Origin of the sequence: Flavobacterium jumunjinense (genome assembly GCF_021650975.2) — a bacterium.
In the GTDB taxonomy this organism is placed as follows: Bacteria; Bacteroidota; Bacteroidia; order Flavobacteriales; family Flavobacteriaceae; genus Flavobacterium; species Flavobacterium jumunjinense.
The window spans coordinates 2,136,402-2,159,699 of sequence record NZ_CP091285.1 but is presented as its reverse complement, the minus strand read 5'-3'; the positions used below and the strand labels follow the sequence as shown (position 1 = coordinate 2,159,699).

The window sequence follows — 23,298 nt, the reverse complement described above, 5'->3', positions numbered from 1 at the left end:
TCTCTTCTAAATTAATCAATATGTTGCAATATTTCTTCTATACTGAAATTATCGGTTCCCTCTTTTTCTAATAACTTAAGAACCGTTTCTTCCTTATAACTTTCTCCTTTTATTAGATCTTTATGTTTTAAGTCCAAACTTCTTTCTTCCTTAACACCTTCTAATTCAACACCATTACCTGAATTCTCTTTGTTAATTATATAAGTAGTAAGTAAATCAATCGTGTTGTATTTCACCAAATCTGTAGTTTCTAATTTTATATTTAGTGCCGAATTGATTTTTTTTGAAACCTCAACAGCTAATATTGAATCTAAACCAAAATCATAAAAAGTAAGATCACTTTTAATTTTAACTTTAGGAATCTTAAGCGTTTCATGTATAACATTATTAATAGTTCCTGATACCGTTTCTTTACTAAGATTGTTAGCTATCTTATTTTGTTTTTTTAAACTATCATGATCAATATTAATAAGTGAAGCGTATTCTTTGAAAATACAAACCGATAGTTTATCGATTGTTTCATTTTCAAATATTTTACTACTTTCTAATTTTATTCCTAAAGATTGGTTTAACGATTTAACCATTTTAACTGCAAGTATTGAATCTAAACCGTAATCCAATAATGAGATAGAATTTTTTATCTTTTCAAAAGGAATCTTTAGTAATTCGCTAAACACTGTTTTTATCTTATATTTTATTTCTTCGATTATTCTATCAGGATCTATAGTAGTTTCGATTATACTTTTTCTACTTTCTGAAACTTTAACTACTTCTGTATTTATCACATCAGATTTCTGTGTTTTTCTAAGAATTACTCCATCACTTTGTGCCAAAATTATTTGCTGACCAAGATCGTGTGCCTTATTAGCGGGAAAAGTAATGGTCTCAAAACCTTCATTTATAAGGATTTTTTTCCATGTTTCTGGAGCTAAGCCAGGACAACCTTCTATTCGCAATTCTGGATCATTGTATAACCACCAACCATCTAAAAGAGCAAACCCCATATGAAAGAATAAAGACTTAGTACTAATCTCATTAATTAAGATGATTCCATTCTTTTTTAATACCGATTTCACATTTATTATAGTATTTGTAATATCGTTTGTAGCATGTAATACGTTTGTAGCTAACACTACATCATAACTTTTTGATATTTGATCTTGTGGTGCTTTTACTCCCACATCAAAAATCTCATAGGTTAGAAAAGGATTCTCTTCTTTATATTCTTTTTCGGCATATAATAAAAATGCTTTGGAAATATCTGTATAACAGTATTCCTCAATGTACTGGTGATACGGTTTAATTCTTTGGAAAATAACACTACTAGTACCACCAATTCCAGCTCCTACTTCGAGTAATCTAATTTTGGCATTAGGGTTTTGTTGTATTCGCTCTTCGATAAATGCTATAATATTATCTGTTAAAACATCATTAAAATAGTCGCCTAATTCGTTTTTATAAATTCCTTCTACTAATTCCATAGAAGAATCTGGAAAGACTACTTCTGCTCCTTTCATTTTACCCGTCAACACATAAGGCAAATTTTTCATAGAGGATTCTAATAATTTAACCTGAGCTTTTTTATAGGTATCGTCTCCCCAATTTGATTTTTGAGAATACCAATTATTCTGTATCCGATCTAATGTAAGTTCCTTCGTGTTTTTCTTAATACAGTGAACTAAATCCTTGCTTTGTATTTCTATCAGGTTATTTTTTTGAAGAATTCTTAAACTCTCTAAAAGCCATTTGTCATAAAATCTATTAAAATCATTATCTGTTTTTTGTTTTTCTAAGTCATTTACTTCATTTACCAATAATCCTATAGATTGAAGTTGAACAAACATCCATTGTGCTAATAAAGTCTCCATATCCTCAACTCCAAAACGTGCATTTTCTCTAAGTTTTTGGACGGTAAATTGTCTATCTGGAATATGAGAATGAAGTCTTTCAATACTACCTTCATACTCTTGTTCAGCACATTGTATTTCTATAGTATTATCTAATGGTATTATATCAAAGTTAGCTTTTGCTGTAATTACTGCTTGCTGGTCTTTAGTATTAAGGAAACTCTCTAAAATGTAATTCGCTTCACTTGTTCCCAATACACCTACTTGTTCTTTCAATACTGATTTCAGTCTATTTGGAATGAATTCACCAAAGCCGACTTCTCCCCAATATCCCCAATTAACAACTTTAACAGGATAGGACACTTTTTCATTAAAAAACTTAGAAAAGCTATCTTTAAAAACACTACTAGTCACATAACAGCTTTGTCCTTCCATACTAGCTAAAGCTCCAACAGAAGAGAAAAACAACATAAAATCCAAATTTTCATTTTGAAAAACCCTGCCCAAAGTGATACTTATATCTATTTTGGCTTTTAACCCTTCTACAAAACGAGACTCTGTGAGCAAGGTAATTTCTTGATCTGTTGATGCCATTGCTGAATGAATGACACCATTGATTGCTCCTTGTTCTTTTTTAATCTTTCTATACAATAAAGAAAAAGTTTCATAATCGGACACGTCTGTTTCATAATATTTTATGTATGTTCCATTTACATCTAGACTTTCTATTTTGGCAGTTATTGCATCGTCTTTTTTTCTTCTACCTATCCAAATAATTTTAGCCTGATAATTTCCTATAAGATAACGGCTCCATTCTGTACCAACTCCTCCAGCTCCTCCAATTATTATATAAGTACCACCAACTACATAAGAGCTATTAAATTCTGAATTGGTTTTAGTGCGAATTAACCTTTTTTGATATATTTTTTGTTTTCTTACTAACCAATCTTCAACCCGATTTAGTGAAACAGGGATTTGATGAACTGGTTCATCAGTATCTAGAATTATTGTATTCCAGTTCTTCATTTCTTTTGCCATGACACCGACAAATCCAGTAATTGCTGCGTGAATTAAATCTACATGCTCAGTTTGATTAGGTAGTATAAATGCATTTCTAGTAATTAGAATGAATTCCTTTTCTAGTTTATCAAAGTCAAACTGAAAACAGGATTTTGCCATTCTGTAAATAGAAAGGATATTTTCATATACGAAAGACTTATATCCTTCTGTAAGAGGATTCATAGTTGTTTCTGGGTAAATACAAAGTATTTTCTTACCTCTAAATTTTCTAAAAATTTGATCCCAACTCTCGATGTTTCGAATATTCTCAAAATAATATACTGTTCCTTGTAAATGGGAATAGTTGGTATCATACTTACTTTTTATAATGATATCATTTTCATTTACTACAAGAGGCACCGTTTGTTGTTCAAATGCTTGGTATATTTCTTTATAATATTCTACAGGACTTGATAATTTAACTAGTTGGCTTTTATGATATTGTTCGTTAGAAATATTTTTTTCTTTTTTAAAACTAATAGTATCTAGAGTTACATCTGGTTCTGGATTCCAATAAGACTCTTTTGCAAAAGGATAAGTAGGTAAACTTACTTTTATAGGTTTATCGAGGTATAATTTGTTCCAGTTTACTTGTTTTCCCTCTACCCATTGTTGAGCCAATGATTTCCATTTACCGACACTCATTTTTTCAACTATTTCATAGAATTCCTCTGATATTGAATCTACTATTTTAGAGACTATCCCTTGATAGATTGAAGAATTAATTTGATTATTTGTATAGTCAAATAGTTTTTTCTCTAAATCATCAATGCTTTTTGCTTCAATTGCTAATCTGTACTCAAGATTTCTTCTTCCCGTTTGAAGTGTATATGCTATATTTTTAAGTTGAGTATTCTCTTTATTATATCTTAAATAATCCAACAATTCTATTGCTAAAAACGTTAGTTGTTCCTTGGTAGCCGCAGACAAGAGAATCAATTCTTCTTCAATACTTGAAGGGATTTGTTGCTCAAATTCTTCAAGTATAAGATGCACATTTGTACCACCTGCTCCAAAAGATGAAATACCAGCTCTTCTAGGATAGGTTACGGCTATTCCATTCTCTTGTAGAACAGGTTTATCCCATTCTTTAAGATTATTTTGTACATAAAACGGAGTGGATTTAAAGTCAATTTCTGGATTCAAAATTTCACTATGTAATGTGGGTACGATTTGTTTATGTTTAAATTGAAGAAGTATTTTCGTTAATCCTCCAATCCCTGCAGCACTTTCACAATGTCCTATATTTGATTTTGAAGAGCCTATAGCACAAAATTGCTTTTCTTTAGTGAATTGGTTGAATGCTTTAGTTAGTCCTGATACTTCTATAGGATCACCTAATGAAGTTCCTGTACCATGTGCTTCTATATAGCTAATGGTTTCTGGAGACACTCCTGATCTTTCTATAGTTGTTTTAATCAAATCTGCTTGTGCAATAGGATTAGGTACTGTGTAACCAGATGTTTTGCCACCTGAGTTCGCGCTACCTCCTTTAATCAATCCATAAATATGATCCCCATCCGCAATAGCTTTTGATTTTGGCTTCAATATTATCGCTCCTACTCCTTCCGCATCTACAAAACCATCTGCTCCTGCTGCAAAAGTTTTATTATGTATTCCTTCTGAAAGCATATTAGCACTTGCTAATCGGTTATAATGCCCTGGTGTTACAATTAAATTAACTCCTCCTGCAATCGCACAATCACAGTTTCCATTTTGAAGACTTTCAAAAGCCAAATGAATGGCCATTAAAGACGAAGAACAAGCCGTATCGACTGTTAAGCTAGGGCCTTGAAAATCCAAGACATATGAAACCCTATTACTAATAGACCAATAATTAGATTGTCTATTATAAGTACTATTCATTACGCCTGCAAACACACCCACTTTTTTATCTTTAGATAAATTCTCTGGAAGATATCCTGCATCTTCTATAGACGCATATGCACATTGTAAAAAAAGACGTTCTTGAGGATCCATTTTCTCCGCTTCTAATGGAGATATTCTAAAAAATAAAGGGTCAAATGTATCGATATCTTTTAAGAAACCTCCCCATTTAGAATAACTCCCTTTATTCAAATTATTCTTTTCTTCAAAATATACCTGCCAATCCCATCTATCTTTAGGGATTTCTGAGGTACAATTGACCCCATTCTTTAAATTATCCCAAAATTCACGAATATTTTCAGCTTTAGGATACTGTCCTGCCAATCCTATTATTGCTATTTCTTCTTTAAAAGGTTGTGAAGCATCTATTCCCTTGTCATCTTCTAATTTCTCTACTTCCCAAGTATCAGAAAAATTCAGTAAACTAGAGTTTAGTAATCTATCTGGAGATGAAATGATTTTATCTTCTTCTTTTTTGGCAAAAAAGTTAGCTATATCTAATTTTCTCTCTTTCATAAAATAAAGCACCATAGAATCCAAGTTTTGATGTTCGAAAAACAATGTTCCCGAAATTTTATCAAAATCTTTACGAAGCTCATTTGTGAGTTGAACAATCAGAATAGAATCTATTCCATAATTCTCAAAAGTTTCTTTAGTTCTTACTTCTTCCAAAGGAAGTTTTAAAACCTTACTGACTAGTTTTCTGAGATATTCGGTAAACTCAAATTCAAGTCCTTTTGATGAAAGTTCTTTTGTATTTATTTCTTGAATTTTAGGAATTATTTCCCCTTGTGGATTAGATTCTTCTTTTGTAAACGTGCTATTTTCTACTCTTAAAGAAGTTGCCTGAGCCCAAATTATTTGTTGCCCTAAATGATGTACTTCATTTACTGGAAATTCTACGTTTTTATAGCCTGATTGATGAAGTACTTTTTTCCATTGTTGTGATGAAAGCCCCGGACATCCTGATATTCTTGTTTCTTTATCTTTAGCACGCCACCATCCTTCTAATAAACCAAATGTAAGATGTGTAAATATTACATTTTTGCTCATTTCATTTAGAAGTAACACTCCTTCTGGTTTCAATAATGCTTGGCAATTCTTTAATGATGTTCTAATATTAGATGTTGCATGCAATACATTGGTTGCTATTACAATATCATAAACCCCATAATTAAAATCTTGATTTTCAAGAGTCTCTTCAGCGTTAAATCTCTTAAACGTAATATATGATTTACCCGAAGCATAAGTATCTTTGGCAAAATTTAAAAAAGCTTGAGATATATCTGTATAACAATATTCTTCAATATAGTTTTGAAACGGAGCTATTTTTTGGAATAACAACTCGCTAGTTCCTCCTGTTCCTGCACCTACTTCTAGTATTCTTATCTTTACATCTGGATTATCAGAAACTATTTTTTTAATATACAAAATCACACAAGCTCCTAAAGTTTCATTGTAATAGTCTGCTACTTTATTGTTTTTATAAATATTTATAACTTTATCCATTGATGAATTTGGAAACATAATATTAGTGGGACGAATCTCATTTTTTATAATGGAAGGAAGTCCTTTCAAAGTTGCTTCTACTAATTCTATATGAAATATTTTTTCTGTATTTTCTTGATTACTATTTTTAAATGTGTTCCATTGATTCCATAAATTTTCTGCATTAAATCCATCTGTCAATAAATCTTCATTAAGCTTCCATCTATTTTCAGTTAGTTCTAAACATAATTTTTGCTCTTTAAAAAAACACAAACACTGTTCTAACCAATCCTTAAAATAATTTGGTGCTCCCCAATCAAGAATTTTCTCTTGCGGAATTTGATTATTAAAAAGACCTACTGATTGTAATTGATAACAAGCTATCTTTGCTATAAGATTTGTAAATATTTCATCTTCAAAAACTGAACTATTATACAAGTCCTTCAGCTCTGCTTCTTTTATATAATGTTTCGTTATTGAACTTAGAGAAATATCAAAAGGGATTACTTCATTAGTGAATGTGTTGATAAACTCTTTTTCATATCCAGAAAATGCTAGGGGCTTACTTAATTTCATAATCCCAATCTGATTAAGATTTGATTGCATTAAAACATTTAATGCGTTCATTCCTTCTATTTCATTAATAGGATGCACACCTATTGCTTGCAACTTCTCAAAATCTTTTGCCTCTTCTAACTTTTGGCTATTCCAATACCCCCAATTAACAGTTTTGATAGGAAATGGTAATTCTTTCTGTTTAGCAATAGCATAAGAATCCATAAAGACACTTCCCGCAGCGTAATAAGATAATCTTGGTGTTTTAATAAAACTTACCATTGAAGAAAATAAGAGTAAGAAATCTAACGGAGTACTTTTTAGTGTTTCTAACAACGTCAAAATACTCTTCTGTTTAGTTTCATATCCAGCTCTAAAATCTTCTTCGGTAACTGCATCAATAGTATGTTCTTGTAATATCATTGCAGAGTTTATTACTCCATGAAGAGCTCCATAACGCTGCTTTACTTTTTCCAATACAGCTTGCATTTCTGATTTTTGTGTTACATCTGCAGTATAGTAAGTAGGAATGTTCTTTTTATTGCCTACTGCTAGTAATTGTTCTTCTATGCGATTATCAATTGGCCTTCTTCCTATCCATATAATTTGAGCATTAAAATTTTGAATAAGATATTTACTCATTGCTTTACCTATATTCCCAGAACCTCCAATTATCATATATACTCCATTCTCACGGTATGCAGCTGTTTTCGTTTGCTGATTTGGTGTGATTTTGAGTTGTACTATTTTTTGACGATACCATTCATTCTCACGTAAAACCCAACTTCTACCTTCTTTATCAAATGGAATGGTTAATATTTGTTTGTTATTTTTAGAAATTGCATCAGATCGGTCAATAATTCTCATTTGCCATTTATGCATCTCTTTAATAACTGATCCAAACAATCCGTCTATACCTGAATGGCAAGAATTAGAGTCTGAGAAGCCATTTATTTTAAAAGTATTGGTCGTAATTATTGTCCAAGCTAATGGTACATCTTTATAATGGTGAGCAATGCAAGACCTAATTAGCCTAAAACCAAAATAAACTCCTAACTCTTGAGCCTGTTCTAATGTACCATCTTGCTCTTTAACCCACCAAAAGACATGATCAAATCTTACTTTTCCATCTGCTAATATTCCAAAAACACTGTCAATCAATTCTTGATCACTTATAAAAGTAACCTCTTCAAATATTGCTGCTAACTCTCTTTTCTCTATTTCTGGACAATTAATACAAAGTAATACAGAAGTTTTATAGGTTTCAGGTTTGGTTACTTTTATAGTATCAATATTTACATGTTCCCATTTTGGAACGAGATACGTCATTTTGCTTTCTGATTTTTGACTTGGCAAGAATTCAGTTGATAAGTTTTTATCGTTTTCTTTTATTCCTTTAGTTATAAAACCTTTTATATCAATGATTAGTTCTAATTTTTCATTATATAATTTAATATCACTAATTGTATCTCCAGAAGCAGTATAGTTGCTTAGTTTGGCAACAGCCCACATTTGAGAAGTACAAGAATCATATACTTTAATAGATTCTATTCCGAAAGGCATTTTGGGTTGAGATAATGATTTCCAACCTGCTTCTCCGTTCTTGTTTTTTTCTAATAGTAAAGTAGCTTGAAAAGCAGAATCAAGCATTCCTGGATGCATTTTATAAAAAGGTAAAGTGTCAATCCAATTATCTTCTAGTTTTAATTGTACAGCTACCTCGTCATTTTTATAAAATAATCTAGTAATGGACTTGTGAGCTCCTTTATAATTGATTCCAATCTTATCAAACTGTTCATACAATTCTATACCCGTCAATACACCGTATTCTTTTATATCATAAAATGAAGAAACATCGATATGTTCTTTATTGCTTTTTTGCAAAATACGCACTTCACCTTGGCTATATATTAACTCTTCTTTATCTAAATTTGTTAATTTAAATTGAATTGCATTGTTTTCCTGCTTCAATTTTATTGCTATATCTACAGTATCGCTATTTTTTACAATTGGTCTAATGAAATTGATATTTACCAATTCAACTGCCTTTTGTTGTGCTTCATTTGCAAATACAAAAGCTTGATAAGCCGCTTCAACATGTCCAGCTCCTGGTAAAACACTATAATTATGAACTTTATGATCGGACAAAAAGAATTCTTCTCCTGTAAAAACAGATGTGAAATTTACATTATTAAACCTTGAATTGTTTTTATGTACAAATGGAGATAAAATAGCTTCTTTTTTCTGATCAACTGAAGATTGAACAAAAGAGGTATTCATTTTAGGCAACCAATATTCTTTATTAGAAAATGGGTAAGTTGGTATTTTTATTCTTTGAGGAGTACTTGAATTCTGATAGATAATTTTCCAATTTATCGGATAGCCTTTAACCCATAATTCGCCTATCTGAAAAAATTTATTCTTTACTAACCAACTATAAACTAAATGATCAAAATCTTCGTCATTTGTAAAAGAAGCAAATTCATTCTCGTAGTCGCTTTTGTTTCCATAAAAATCTGCCCCATTTTCATTTTCTAGATGGTTACTTAACTTTTCTTGTAATTCAGAAATAGATTTAACTATAAAAACCACTCTCTCTTCTAACTCTATCCTACCGATTTGAAAGGAATAAGCTAAATCCCTTAGGTGTTTTTTTTCTTGCACATAAAATTCTGGAACTATTTTAGAGCCTTTTGATTTATTTTGTATTATCTCCTCAGCTAGTTTGTTTATGGTTAAATTCTCAATATCATTTTTTTCATTTGTCCATTTAAATTCCTTCTCTAACCACTCTGAAATTTGCGAATATTGAAAAACATCTAAACCAAATTCTTCCCACTCAATATTACTTTCTATATCTTCTTCTTGTATTTTAAGAATAGAGCTTATTTTCTTTTGTATTTCTATGCAAACAATTTCTTTTTGTTTTTCAAATTCAAGAAATGAATCTTCATTACTATATTGTTTTGTTTCTGTAAATTTATTTTTTTCTAGTTGTACTAATAATCTAGAAATATATTCTTTAACACGATCTTTGTTTTTCGCTGAAATTGGAATTATGAAAGCGCTAAAATCGTCATTGAATTTGCTTTCATCCATTATTCTATTTTCCACATCATATTCTTGAATAACTAGATGAACATTGGTACCTGTGGCACCAAAGGAACTTATTCCTGCAGTTCTAGGAGTAATCCCTTTTTCCCAATTTTCAAGTGTTTTTTGCACATAAAAAGGTGTTTTTGAAAATTTTAAAAATTTATTTTCTTCTTCAGCGTGTAAACTAGGAACTAATTTTTTCTTCTTTAATTGTAAAGCAACCTTAGTTAAAGCACCAATTCCAGCTGCAGCTTCCGTATGCCCTATACTAGATTTTAAAGAACCTATAGAACAATATTGAGTTTTATTAGTATATTCACGAAAGGCTTTTGTTAGTCCTTCTATTTCAATAGGATCTCCAAGTGATGTTCCTGTACCATGTGCTTCTATATATGTTATATGTTCTGGATTAATATTTGCTTTTTCATAACACTCTTTTATGAGTTCTTGTTGAGCAATTTGTCCAGGAACGGTAATTCCACTTACTTTACCAACATGATTTATTGCTGATCCTTTAATGATTGCATAAATATTATCATTATCTTTTATAGCTTGTTTTAAAGGTTTTAGTATAGCTGCACCTACTCCTTCTGAGGAAACATAACCATCTCCATTCTCTCCGAAAGCTTTGCATCGACCGTCAGTTGAATGAAAATTACTCATACCATATGAAAGGTATTTTGCAGGATGCAGTGATAAATTGACACCTCCAGCGATAGCAACTTTACATTCTTTATTTTGAATACTTTGGACTGCAAGATGAATTGCTGTTAAAGAAGATGAACAAACTGTATCAACAGCCATACTAGGTCCATGGAAATTACAAAAGTAAGATACTCTATTAGGTATTGGTGCATTATTAAGCGAAAGAGTTGTAACGTCATTTTTTAGTCCTTCTAGTCCAATTAGGCTATAATCTTTATGCATTACTCCTGCAAAGACTCCTACTTTCCTGATTTTGTTTTTACCCTCTGATTTAACAATGTTTTCTGGGGTATACCCTGCGTCTTCTATAGCTTCCCAACAAGTTTGCAAAAACCATCTTTCTTGAGGATCTAATTCTTCTGCTTCTTTAGGAGAAACCTTGAAAAAAGGAGCATCAAATGCTGCTACATTGTTTATAAAACCACCCCATTTAGAAATTGGCTTTCCTGAAGGTGTTACTTTTTCATTAAACTTTTTCCAATCCCATCTTGATTCAGGTACTGTGGTTATTGCATCATTCCCTTTTACTAGATTCTCCCAAAAAGCTTCTAGATTATCTGCCATAGGATATCTTCCTGACAAACCTATAATTGCAATGTCGTTGTCCTGTAAATTCTCATTAGAAGTATTCACCTGAGAGGTATTCGATATCTCTTCTTTAAATAATTTAGTTATTGGTTTAGTAGTACCAAAAGAACTATTAAAAATAGAAGGATATGTGTTTTCTAAATAATCGGCTAATGTCTGTATTGTGGTGTATTCGAAAAGTAAAGTTGGGGATAACTCTTCTCCAACTTTTTCTTGCAATTCATTTACAATATTTAATAACTCTACTGATTCTAGTCCCAATTCATAAAATCCAGAATCTGCTTGAATTTGTAGATTGAAAACCTGACTTTTTGCTTTAAAAAGGTTCAACAAATATTTTTTAGCACCTTCTCTTTTTTCATTAGCATTATCATAACTATTTTCTGCTAGATTATTAGAATAAGAAGCCTCTGAATTATCAATTCTAAATTGCTTAGCGCTAAAATTTTTAAATTCAACAAGAGGTTTACCTTCATTATTTAGAAATTGAATTGAAAATTTTAATAAATCTCCAGTAAAATGAACATCTTTTATATCTGTTATGGCAAAACAAGTATCCTGAACCAATCCCCATATATCTACTTGTTCAATATACAAAGGAAGATATAAAATTCCAGAAGCATTTACATACTCTTTGATTCCATGTCCTAAACTTACTGCTGCACTATCCAATAATGTTGGATGAAACAGAAAATTTTCAGCAGAAGTTTTTTCCTTAGGATGTAAGGATAAATCTGCTTTATATATTGAAATTGTTTTTATTAATTTCCCCTGGGCTTTCATAATACCACTATGCTCAAGAGCTTTTTCTTTGTAGTGATTGTATATCTCCGAAACATCTATTTCCTTTAATATACTTTGTTCACCAACCATTTTAGATTCAAAAGAGTTCTTTATGTTTTTAAGAACTTTTGCCTTCACTAAAGTTATTACCACATTTGAATCCTCATTTGTATTATTCCCTTTAATCTGAATTTCATACCCATTACTAATTGAACTAACTTCTATTGTTAAAGTCCATTCTTCTTTATCTTTAATTTGCAATGGTTGATAAATTATTAGATCTCTAATTGAATACAAAAAAATAGTATCCACTTTTTCATAAATCACTTGGTAAATCAAATCAATATATGCTAAGCCTGGTAAAGTGGGAATACCATTAACAGAGTGATTTGTTAATAATCGATTAGCAGAATTTATAGTTACTGTTTCCATGAGAGTTTTAATTTTAATTGATTTACAAATAAGCTTTTTCTTTCCAAAAGTTTCGAACTTTTAATTCACTTTTGTTTAAGCTTTCAATTATTGATTTTTCAGAAATCGTTTTATTTTTTTTGATATTATTAGAGATAAGTTTTGGAGGTATTTCTTCTTTTCTCCTTTGGAATTTAAGTTCATCTCTTTCTACTGACCTAAGTATTAAATGTGCATTTGTTCCTCCATCTGCAAAACAATTTAATGCTCCTTTTAGATTTTCTCCTTCCCAAGGCTGTAGTTTTCTGTCTAATTGATACCCTTCCTTTTTAATATCAAAATGTTTCATACTCTCATATCCAGATATAAAAGGAACTTTTGATTTATTCTTTAGCATTAATGTTAACTTAATTAAACCAGCAATTCCCTCTGCACATAAAGGATGTCCAATATTAGGTTTAATAGATCCTAATGAACGGGTAACAGATGTACTTGTGGGGTAAATAGACTTAATAGCTTTAAGTTCTAATAAATCTGTTAATTCTGTTCCTGAGCCATTTGTTTCTATATGAGAAATTTCTTCTTTTTTTATTCCTCCTTTACTCAGCGCTTTTTGCATTACAGCTCTTTGCGCTTCAAAGTTGGGAGAAGCATGTCCTGAAGTACGCCCGTCGTTATTGATGGCTATTCCAGAAATAACTGCTTCAATTTTATCACCATCCTTAAGAGCATCTTCGAGTCTTTTTATCATAATCATTCCTATTCCTTCTCCTAATATTACTCCATTAGCTCTTTTATCAAAAACATGAAACTCTCCAGTTTCGTTTAAAAGTCCACGCTGTTTAAAAACTTTATGTGCTTCTGGAGTTTGTAAAATAGTAACTCCTCCCACAATAGCTTTATTAACATCTCCGCTATTAAGATCTTTACAAGCAATGTCTATCGCAGTAAGAGCAGATGAACATGCAGTATCGACAACCAATGATGGGCCTTGGAAATCAAAGTATTGAGACACATTAGCTGCTAGATAATTTTGTCCAAGTGATAGAATAGGATTTTTTGACTTTAATAATTCATCTTCTTTTGGAATATGTCGGCTTCGGGCACCAATATAAACTCCAGTATTTGTTTTTTTTATTTCTTCTTCACTATAACCAGATTGATAAATTAAATGAAGTGTTTCTTCCAAAATTAGCAACGCCTGAGGATCCATTGATACAGCATCTTCTTGAGTAATTAAAAAATGTAATATATCAAACTCTTCTATAGAGCCCAACAATGCCGCATAACCCGCATTTTTTATTCCCCATCTATCATAAGGAATTTTTTTTATCGCCGATTTACCTTCAGATAGTAAGTTCCAAAATTCTTGAATATTCTTAGAATCAGGAAATCTACAAGACATCCCAATAATTGCATATTCAGAATTAGCATTACTCTTAGAAGAAATAAACTCCTCTTTTTCCTCAACTATATTTACATTATCTGTATTGGTAGGTTTTTGATTTTCTTTTTCTTTGTTTTTATCAAATTTGTCTTTGTGATTTTCATAAACCCATAGTACTAATTTATTTATATTAGTATATTCATAGAATATAGATGGATCTATCTCAATTTCTAAATATTTATTTACGGATCGCATAAGTTGGGTAAGAATAATAGAGTCTACTCCAAAGTCACTAAAATCCATATCTTTCTCTAACCGATCTTTAGGAATCCTTAATTCTGAACTAAACAAATTCACCAACCATTCTTCAATACTACTATTCTTGGTGTTTTTATCTTCTGAAAACAATAAATTTTGTTTTTTTTCTGAGACAGAAATAATTGTTGCTTGCCTTTCTTTTGGAATATTTAAGAGCAATTCAGGCTTCCAATTCTCTTTTTCAATGATAGCTGGCATTATTACCTGACTTCCTGACAACCTCAATATATTGTCTAATAAAAATAACCCTTCCTGATCTGAAAGACTCTTCAATCCTGTACTCTGATATGCAACTGATTTTACTTCCCCCATTCCTGAATCTTTCCAGTTTGGCCATTGAACACTTATGATATCAAAGGGATAATCATACTGCTCTGCTATTAGATCCAAATTACTATTTGCCATAGCATAATCAATCTGACCAACAGCTAAAGAAGGAATTAAAGCAGAAACTGATGAGAACATGATTACTTTCTCAATCGGTTGATCTGATATGGCTTCTAAAAGTATTCTTGCTCCTTCTACCTTAGGTTGTAAAACTTTTTTAACTGTATTACTTTCCTTTTTAATAAAAGCAGGAGTTTCTAAATCTGCAATACCAGCTGCGTGTATTACTATACCAATAGCTCCCAGTGAAGAATTAATATATTTCACCTCTTTTCTCATCGCTTCAGGATCAGAAAGATTTGTCGCATTAACGTGAACGGTAATTCCTTTTTGCTCTAGTTTTTTTATTTTACTAATTTTCTCAATCCAATTTGGATCTTCTATTTCATCCCATTCTTTTCTAGGTGGAAATTGTGTTTTCCCTGTTAACACAACTTTTTTTACATTATATTTTTCAACCAAATACTTAGCACAAGTAAAACCAATTCCTCTTGTTCCCCCAGTAATCCACACTACCTTATTAGGATCAAAAAAAGGAGTAGCCGAACTAAAAAAAGGAGTCACTTCTTTAATAACTGGAAGGTGTTTTTTTTCGCTATCTATCTTGATTTCTGTTGTTTTAAAAGTAGAATTTAGTTCTTTTAAAATCCATTTTACTTGTGTCTCTATTTGCATATCCTTATCTACAAATAATAAATATCTAGATTCTACTTTACTATATTCTAATCCTAATGATTTATAAAGAGCCATCAAATTACCTCCATTGGTAATCGATTCACTAAACACTCCTAAAACACTTAATAGTGAATTATTCAATGAAATGATTCGTTGTAAAAATGGAATAATCTCAATTTCAATATTTTCCTTATTTGAAAGTGGCGTTAAATCAATAATTACTTTAATATTATGAAGCTTACCTTCGCTAATATCTTTAAGTTTTTCTATTTGTATAATCTCACCATTTTCAACCTTTTTATTTATCGTTGCAGCAATTTTATACGTTTCCTGAGTGGTTATAATTAAAACATTAGAGAGCGCATTTTCTGAATTATACGGAATTGTTATGGTCTCTTCTTCCCATTTTTTTTGTACCCATACCGTTTCCATTATATTATCATTAAAAGAACCTGCCCCTTCTTTATTTAAGATATCTAAATTAGGCCAGTATTTTTCCTTTGCAAAAGGATAGGTAGGTAAACTTATTATTGCAGCCGATTGATTAAAGCGCAAGGAAGCCCAATTTACCGTCCTACCCTCTAACCAATAAGACATTATTTGCTTGGGTGTATGTGCTTTTTGAAAAGTATCATTTATCTCTTCTTGACTATGCATTACTTCTCTTTTTACATTCGTTTTATTATACCATAAATCCTCCACAACATTTCCTTCTACAATATCAATTAGTTTAGTGATTAAAACGGTTAATGAATTAGCGATAAATCCAACTTTATACTTCATTGCTTCTTTACCTATTTGAAGAGTAAATGCAATATCAGTCAATCTGATTTTTTCTTTTTCTTTTTGAACAAATGCTAAAAGTTCAGATGCTTTTTTTGTTAGTTGTTCTTTAGTTTTGGCAGAAATTAAAATTGGATAATCATCTAATTTAGTTAGTACCGATGAAGGTTTTATGTATTCTTGTATAATCATATGAGCATTAGCCCCTCCTGCTCCAAAAGATGATATAGCAGCAATTCTTGGAATCTCAATTATTTCTCCATTGATTTCTTTTGTTGGATTCAGCCAGTCCTGTTCATCTTGCTGTACATAAAAAAATGTATCCGAAAAATCAATATTTGGATTCAATATTGCTGAGTGTAGTGATGGTACTAACTTTTTATGTTTAAGCTGTAAAATTATTTTAGTCAAACCACTAATTCCTGCTGCGCTTTCGCAATGACCTATATTTGATTTTACTGAACCAATAGGGCAAGGCATTGTTCTATCTTGAAATGCACGATTAAGTCCTGCTATTTCTATAGGGTCTCCTAATGCTGTACCTGTTCCATGAGCTTCAACATAGCTAATGTCGTTTGGTGTAACTCCTGCTTTTTTAATGGCTCTTTTTATTACGGATGCTTGAGCTTGTGGATTAGGAACTGTATAGCCATTAGTTCTGCCACCATGATTTATAACAGAAGATTTAATAACACCATAAATCTGATCTCCAGCATCTATTGCTTTATCTAATTTTTTAAGCATCACTATACCTACTCCTTCTCCAGGAACATATCCTTCTCCACCAATTCCAAAACTCTCGCACTTCCCTTTTGATGAAACAAAATTACCTTGAGCTAACATTATATACTTATTAGGATGCAGAGATGTATTTACCGCTCCTGCTAATGCTGCCTCACAATCTTCATTCAACAAACTTTTACAAGCCAAATCAATAGCCGTCAAAGCAGAGGAACACATGGTGTCAACTGCCATACTAGGACCATGGAAATCAAAATAATGAGACACACGATTAGCAATTGATGCAGGACTTCCTCCTAGCGCTCTTACTTCTCCCTCTTGGGACAATTGCGCTCCATACAACTGATATTCTTCATACATTACACCTGCAAAAACTCCAATATTAGGACCCGCTTCAAAATCTAAATCCGATTTTAATCGCTCTCTTGTATACCCTGCGTCTTCTAAAGTGGAATAAGCACATTCTAAAAAAAGACGTTCTTGCGGATCCATATACTCTGCTTCTAACGGAGTGATTCCAAAAAACAAGGGATCAAAACAATCTACATCATCCATAAATCCACCCCATTTACTATACGTTTTTCCTTTTATACCTTTTTGAGAATCATAATATTTAGAATGATTCCATCTATCCTCAGGTATCTCAGAAATACAATCACGTCCCTGCAATAAATTTTCCCAAAATTGTTCTAAATTTTCAGCCTTAGGGTACTTTCCAGATATTCCGATAATTGCAATATCTGATGATAAACTCTTTTCTCTTTCTAAAGATTCAAAAGCACTATTTTTTTCTGATTGAATTCCAATATCGCTTCCTAAATCGATGCTCTTGTTTTCGATTTTTTTATTTTCAATTCCAATCAGAGACCTTGTCTTGTCTGGATGCTTTTCAATAAAGTAATCAACTAGTTCCCAAATTCTTTTATATTCAAAAAACAGAGTTTTTGGAAGCTTTCCATATACACTTTCTAGTTTTCTATTTAGCTCCATAATCATAATAGAATCTATACCATATTTTTCCATTGAAGACTTTTCATCTATTTCTAGTGCTTCTAATTTCAAAATATCTGCCATTAACTCTTTAAAATATAAAATAGTCTCTTGTTTGATATCATTATTTTCATTCTGCATAAACGGTTGTTTGCTAACTATTTGTTCATTATTGATGTCTGCTTCTATTCTTTTAATTTTCTTCTCATCTCCATTAAATACAGGTATTAATATAGATTCTTTACTTTGTATAGCCTTCTCCAATATGGTCATAGCTATATTTGTTTGTAACGCTGGTATACCAAACCTACTTTCTATTAAAGCCTCTATTTTTTCTGAAACATTAATTCCTCCTTCTTTCCAAAGAGGCCAATTAATCGAAATTGTATTACCGAATTTTAGTCCTTCCAAAACTTTTTGATTTCGGTGTTGAGCAAATCTATTCAGGTATGAGTTAGCTACAGCATAATCAGCTTGTCCTATATTACCAAATGCCCCAGAAATTGAAGAAAACAAACATAAAAAATCAATTTGTACATGTTCTAAAGCTTTATCTAACATATTGATTCCTGAAACTTTTGGTTTTAGAACATCTATAAATTCTTTTTCAGTTTTGTTTATTAAAAAATTATCTTTGGTAATTCCTGCAGCATGTATTACTCCATTTATTTTTCCACAGGTATTTAGGATGTTATTTAGAATTCCTGAAAGTGAATCAAGATTTGCTAAATCATCACTAAAATAAACTACATTATAGCCTTTTTGAATCCAATTATTTAACCAACTAACCCTATCCTTAGGACGCCTTCCTACTAAAAAAATTGACGCTTGAGGTTCTTGAATCAAAATATTTTCCACTAGTAGTTTGGCTATTTCTCCAGAGCCTCCTGTAATTAGATAGCCACCATTTTTTTTCCATACTTTTTGGTTATCCAAAGCTAATTCTGGTAAATTGATTATCTTTTCTTGGAATTGTTTTCCATTTCTATATTCAATTATTTCGACTCCATGCGAACGAACATCAGAGTAATTTATTTGTTCTAATTGAGAAGATTCTTCTAAAATTAAAATTTGAAAATAGTAATCTGGATTTTCCTGATGTACTGTTTTCAGTAATCCGCTTAGACTTAAAATTAAATGTGCTTCCTCAGAAGTTAAAGTTACAATTTGAAAAATGGTCTCTCCTTCAACATTAACTTCATATTTTTCCTTTAAAATTTGAAAAAGCTCTAAAGCTACTTGAGAAAAATTGGCAGAAAGACATTCGTTAGTAGTAATCTTAAAGATATCTATCTCGGGATTTTTTTTCTTTACATTGTTCAATATTGACGGACAGTCAATTCCTACTATAACCCTAGATTGAAAGTCTAAAACAGGTTCTTTTACATCCTCTTTTTTCTCTTCAAAAGATATTGTTTTCCAATTTATTTTTTCTTCTGATTTTTCTAATATATAAACTCTTAATCCTAGCCATATCATCAATAACTTTTTATTCTCATCAAATACATAAATATTTATTTCTGGAGAAAGCCCTGAAGCATTTTGTATTTTAGAATGAATAGATAGCTCTACTTCTACAACCTCAGGTAAATCAGTATTCCCACTGATTTTCAAAACAGAATAAGGCATAGGAGTTTTATGCTTTTTCGGGTCAAAAATTCGATGCTGATTTAATAAAATTACAGTAGCTTGCAAAATCGGGTCAGCTATGCCTGGATGTAGTTTAAAATTATTTTTTGTGTTTTTTAGTTCTTTAGGTAGTTTAATAATTGCCTTTATTTTTTCATCATCAATAAAAACTTCATGAAGACCTTGATGATTACTCCCGTAATTAAGTCCCGATGTATTAAAAAAATTATAAATACTATTCTTGTCCCATTTTGGTACACCTTTGAAGGCTTCTTCGGTACTAGTACTCATATCAAGAGGAAGTTCCAGCTTAGAAGAACCTATAAAAATACTCCCTTTACAAAAAATCGTATTTTCTATGTCTTTAAAAACAAATTTTTGGCTTCCTCTTACAGTAGTATCTTCTATTTTTATCCTTAAATCGGTTCCTATTAAATCCTCTGTAATAGGTTTAATCCATATAATTTCTTCTAATTCCACATCTCCCAAACCATCTAATAACCTCAATATCAAATCAACAAACATAACTGCAGGCACACATGCTTTACCATTTACCTTATGATCTGATATAAAAAAATCTTCTTTTTGAAATATCAGTTTAAACTCATTATCCCCAATAGGTTTCAAAAGATTTGTGTCTCTCATTGAAACACTTTCATCATTTATAGTTATTGCCTCTTTTATCCAGTATTTTTTTCTCTGAAAAGGATATCCTGGAAGGTCAATAATTCTTGGATTTGACTTGTATAAACTTTTCCACTCTATTGTAGCTCCATCCGACCATTTTTTGAGTAATTGATCTAATGGGTAATTTATTGGTGTTTCAATATTGAAAATTTCATCGGTAATTAAGGCATAGCTATCCTCATTAAACTCTTTTAACAATTCGTCTAAATATTGTATTGTTTCTGGAATTGAACTAGAGACAAACCCAGTACGAAACTCCATTTGTTCACGTCCTTCTTGCAATGTATAAGCTATATCATAAAGAGAAATTTCTTTATGAGTCTTTAAATATTGGTATAGGTTTTCAATCTTTTTTACCAACTGATCTTTTCCTCTTGCCGAAAGAATAATACACACCGGATTATAACTCTCTAGTAATTCATTTTCTCCTAAATTATACTCTTCTATGATAGTATGTGCATAAGCACCTGAAAAACCAAATGAGCTAATACCAGCTCTACGAGGTGTGCCATTTGGAACTTTCCAAAATTCATTTTTTTTATTAATACGCAATGCGGAATTTTTTAACTCAAGCATTGGATTAATATTCTCTAATGCTGGCAAGGCTGGTATTGTTTTATTTTTCATCTGTAGAACAACTTTGATAAGCCCTGCAATTCCTGCTGCTCCTTCTGCGTGTCCTATATTCCCTTTAGCAGACCCAATCGTGCAAAATTCTTCCTCATCTGTGTATTTATAAAATGCTTTTTTTAATGCTTTTACTTCGATAGGGTCTCCTAATTTTGTTCCTGTTCCATGTGCTTCTATATAAGATATTGTTTGAGGAGAAATTCCTGATGCCTCCCATGCTTTTACAATTACATTTTCTTCTCCTGAAACACTTGGAGCCGTAAGTGAAGGTGTATATCCCCCATGTAAAGACGCAGTCCCCTTTACAATTGCATGAATGGTATCTCCATCTTTAAGAGCTTCTTTAAGAGGTTTAATTAATATACTAGCAACACATTCTCCTGGTGTATAACCATCTGCTTTAGCATCAAAAGTATGACATCTACCTGAGGGAGATAATGCTCCAATACTACAAAAATAACGATAGTGCCATGAAGAAAGTAAGAGATTGACCCCTCCTACAAAAGCCATTTTGCATTCATTATTTTTTATTGCTTGACAAGCTTGATGTAAGGCTACTAATGAAGAAGAGCAAGCTGTATCCACTGATATACTTGGGCCATTAAGGTTATATGTAAAGGAAACTCTATTCGCTAGAACCGTTTGTACATTTCCAGTTCCAACATAGGGATCTACTGGCAAATTCAATTCTGCAATTTTGTCTAAATAATCATGAAAACAAGCACCTACAAAAACACCTGTATTTGTACCTTTAAATTTATTAGCGTAACCCGCATTTTCTGCAGTATGATATATACTTTGCAAAAGAAGTCTTAATTGTGGATCTATCCATTCTGCTTCTCTCGGAGATATATTAAAAAATTCTGCATCAAATTCTGCTACATTATTAATAAAACTACCCCATTTACTATAAATTTTATCTTTCTCTTGTGACGCTGTAAACCAAGGTCTATAATCCCAATGATCAATTGGTATTTCACTCATCAGATCTGTCTGATTTACCAAATGATTCCAAAATTCCTCTAGGTTTTCAGAATTGGCAAAACGTCCATGCATCCCAATAATTGCTATATCATCTTCATTAACATCATCAATGGTATTTTCCTTATAAGACTCTTTGAATTGATGTGAAAATTGTTTTTTTGGTATCGCTTTCTGTTCTAATCTTTCATGTTTTACACCTATTAACTTTGAAAATGCATTGAAGTTTTCCTGAAAAAAATATTTTGACAATTCTAAGATATTGGGATATTCAAATAATAAAGTGGCTTCTAATTTTATCCCTACTTCATTTTCAATAATATTTGTTAAATTAATAAGCTGAGCAGAAGACAACCCAATGTCCATAAGGTTATTCTTCTTATTAAATTTTTTGTCTTTTTTGGTTACCTGTTGTAACTTTATTTGTAGGTATTCTTCTATATAATCGGTAGAAAGAGATTGAGACTCTATTGTCTCAAATTTTACTATTTTTGGAATTTCTTCTTTTTCTTCTTTTAAAAATTTACTGAATTCATTCCCGTGTACTTCATATAGATAGTTACTAAATTTGCCAAGTGTATTATATTCAAGAAATAATTGTGAAGACAGCTCGATATTAATCTCGTCAGAAATACTTTTTATTAAACTATCTAGCTCTAATTGTGAAAGAAAATCGAATACATTAATTTTCTTTAATGATTCCTGATCTTTCACTTCCAAATCACGTCTTCCTATTTTACTACTTACATAAACTTGGATGCTATCTACTATACTAGGAAGGTATGTTTTATTTTCGAATAAATCTTTATTACGTAACCGCTTCAATGCACACTTTTTATAGATCGCAGCAACCTCTCCAGATTCTGAAAAAACCTCAGCATCAAAGAGTATTAATTCTTCATTATTTTTTAGTAATCGAACTTTTATCCAACATTCTTTATCTACAATTCCCTTTTTCACAGTTAAACTGCCAATCCCAAAAGGTAAAAAACCTTCATGGTCTTCATTTAATTTTAATTGTGGTAGGATGGTTAGGAAAATGCTATTAGAAATTAAAGGATGATGTATATATTCTCGATTTTCTATCTCTGCATCAATTCTAATTTTAGCATAAATGTCTCCTTCATGAAGAAATATTTTATCAAAAGTATGGTATGCTTTCCCTAATTGTACAAAAGAGGAAGGGTTATTGAAATAATATTTATGCATATCTTCATATACTTCAGTTTTAGGAATTGTGATTTTTTCCTCAGTAAAATCATTAATCTCTTTCCATGTTCCTCTAGCTGTCAATTTCCAATCTTGGTCTGATTCTGATGTATATATTGCCTCTAATTTATTATCTAAAGGAGTTGATAAAATCTTTACTTTTACTGATTCATTTGGTTCTATAACCACTGGTTCTATAAATGAAATATTTGTAAGACTACAAACATCATTCATTGGATAAATGGAAAACAAATAATCAATCATAATGCTAGGATGAGTTACTCCTAGTAAGACATGTTTTTCAAAAACCTTATGATCTTTAAGATACGACTCGCTATAATCATAAGAAAAATCATTTCCACGATCTTTCCAGAATTTCATATTAGCAATAGCTTCTTGTTTAGATATTTCCTTATTCTGAATTTGGTAATATAATTGGGTTTCTGGGATCATGATTTTCAT

At 31.1% G+C, this 23,298-nt stretch carries 2 protein-coding genes; both read right to left on the bottom strand.

Annotated features, from left to right (window positions below; all coding sequences use genetic code 11):
- Positions 1-11: 11 nt before the first annotated feature.
- Entirely contained in the window at positions 12-12,440 is a 12,429-nt protein-coding gene (locus L2Z92_RS09420) for an SDR family NAD(P)-dependent oxidoreductase (RefSeq protein WP_236458583.1), read from the bottom strand.
- Between the two features lie 22 nt (positions 12,441-12,462).
- Positions 12,463-23,289 carry an SDR family NAD(P)-dependent oxidoreductase gene (locus L2Z92_RS09415; RefSeq protein WP_236458582.1) on the bottom strand — a complete coding sequence of 3,609 codons (10,827 nt, stop codon included), beginning with the start codon at positions 23,287-23,289 and terminating at the stop codon, positions 12,463-12,465.
- Positions 23,290-23,298: the final 9 nt, after the last annotated feature.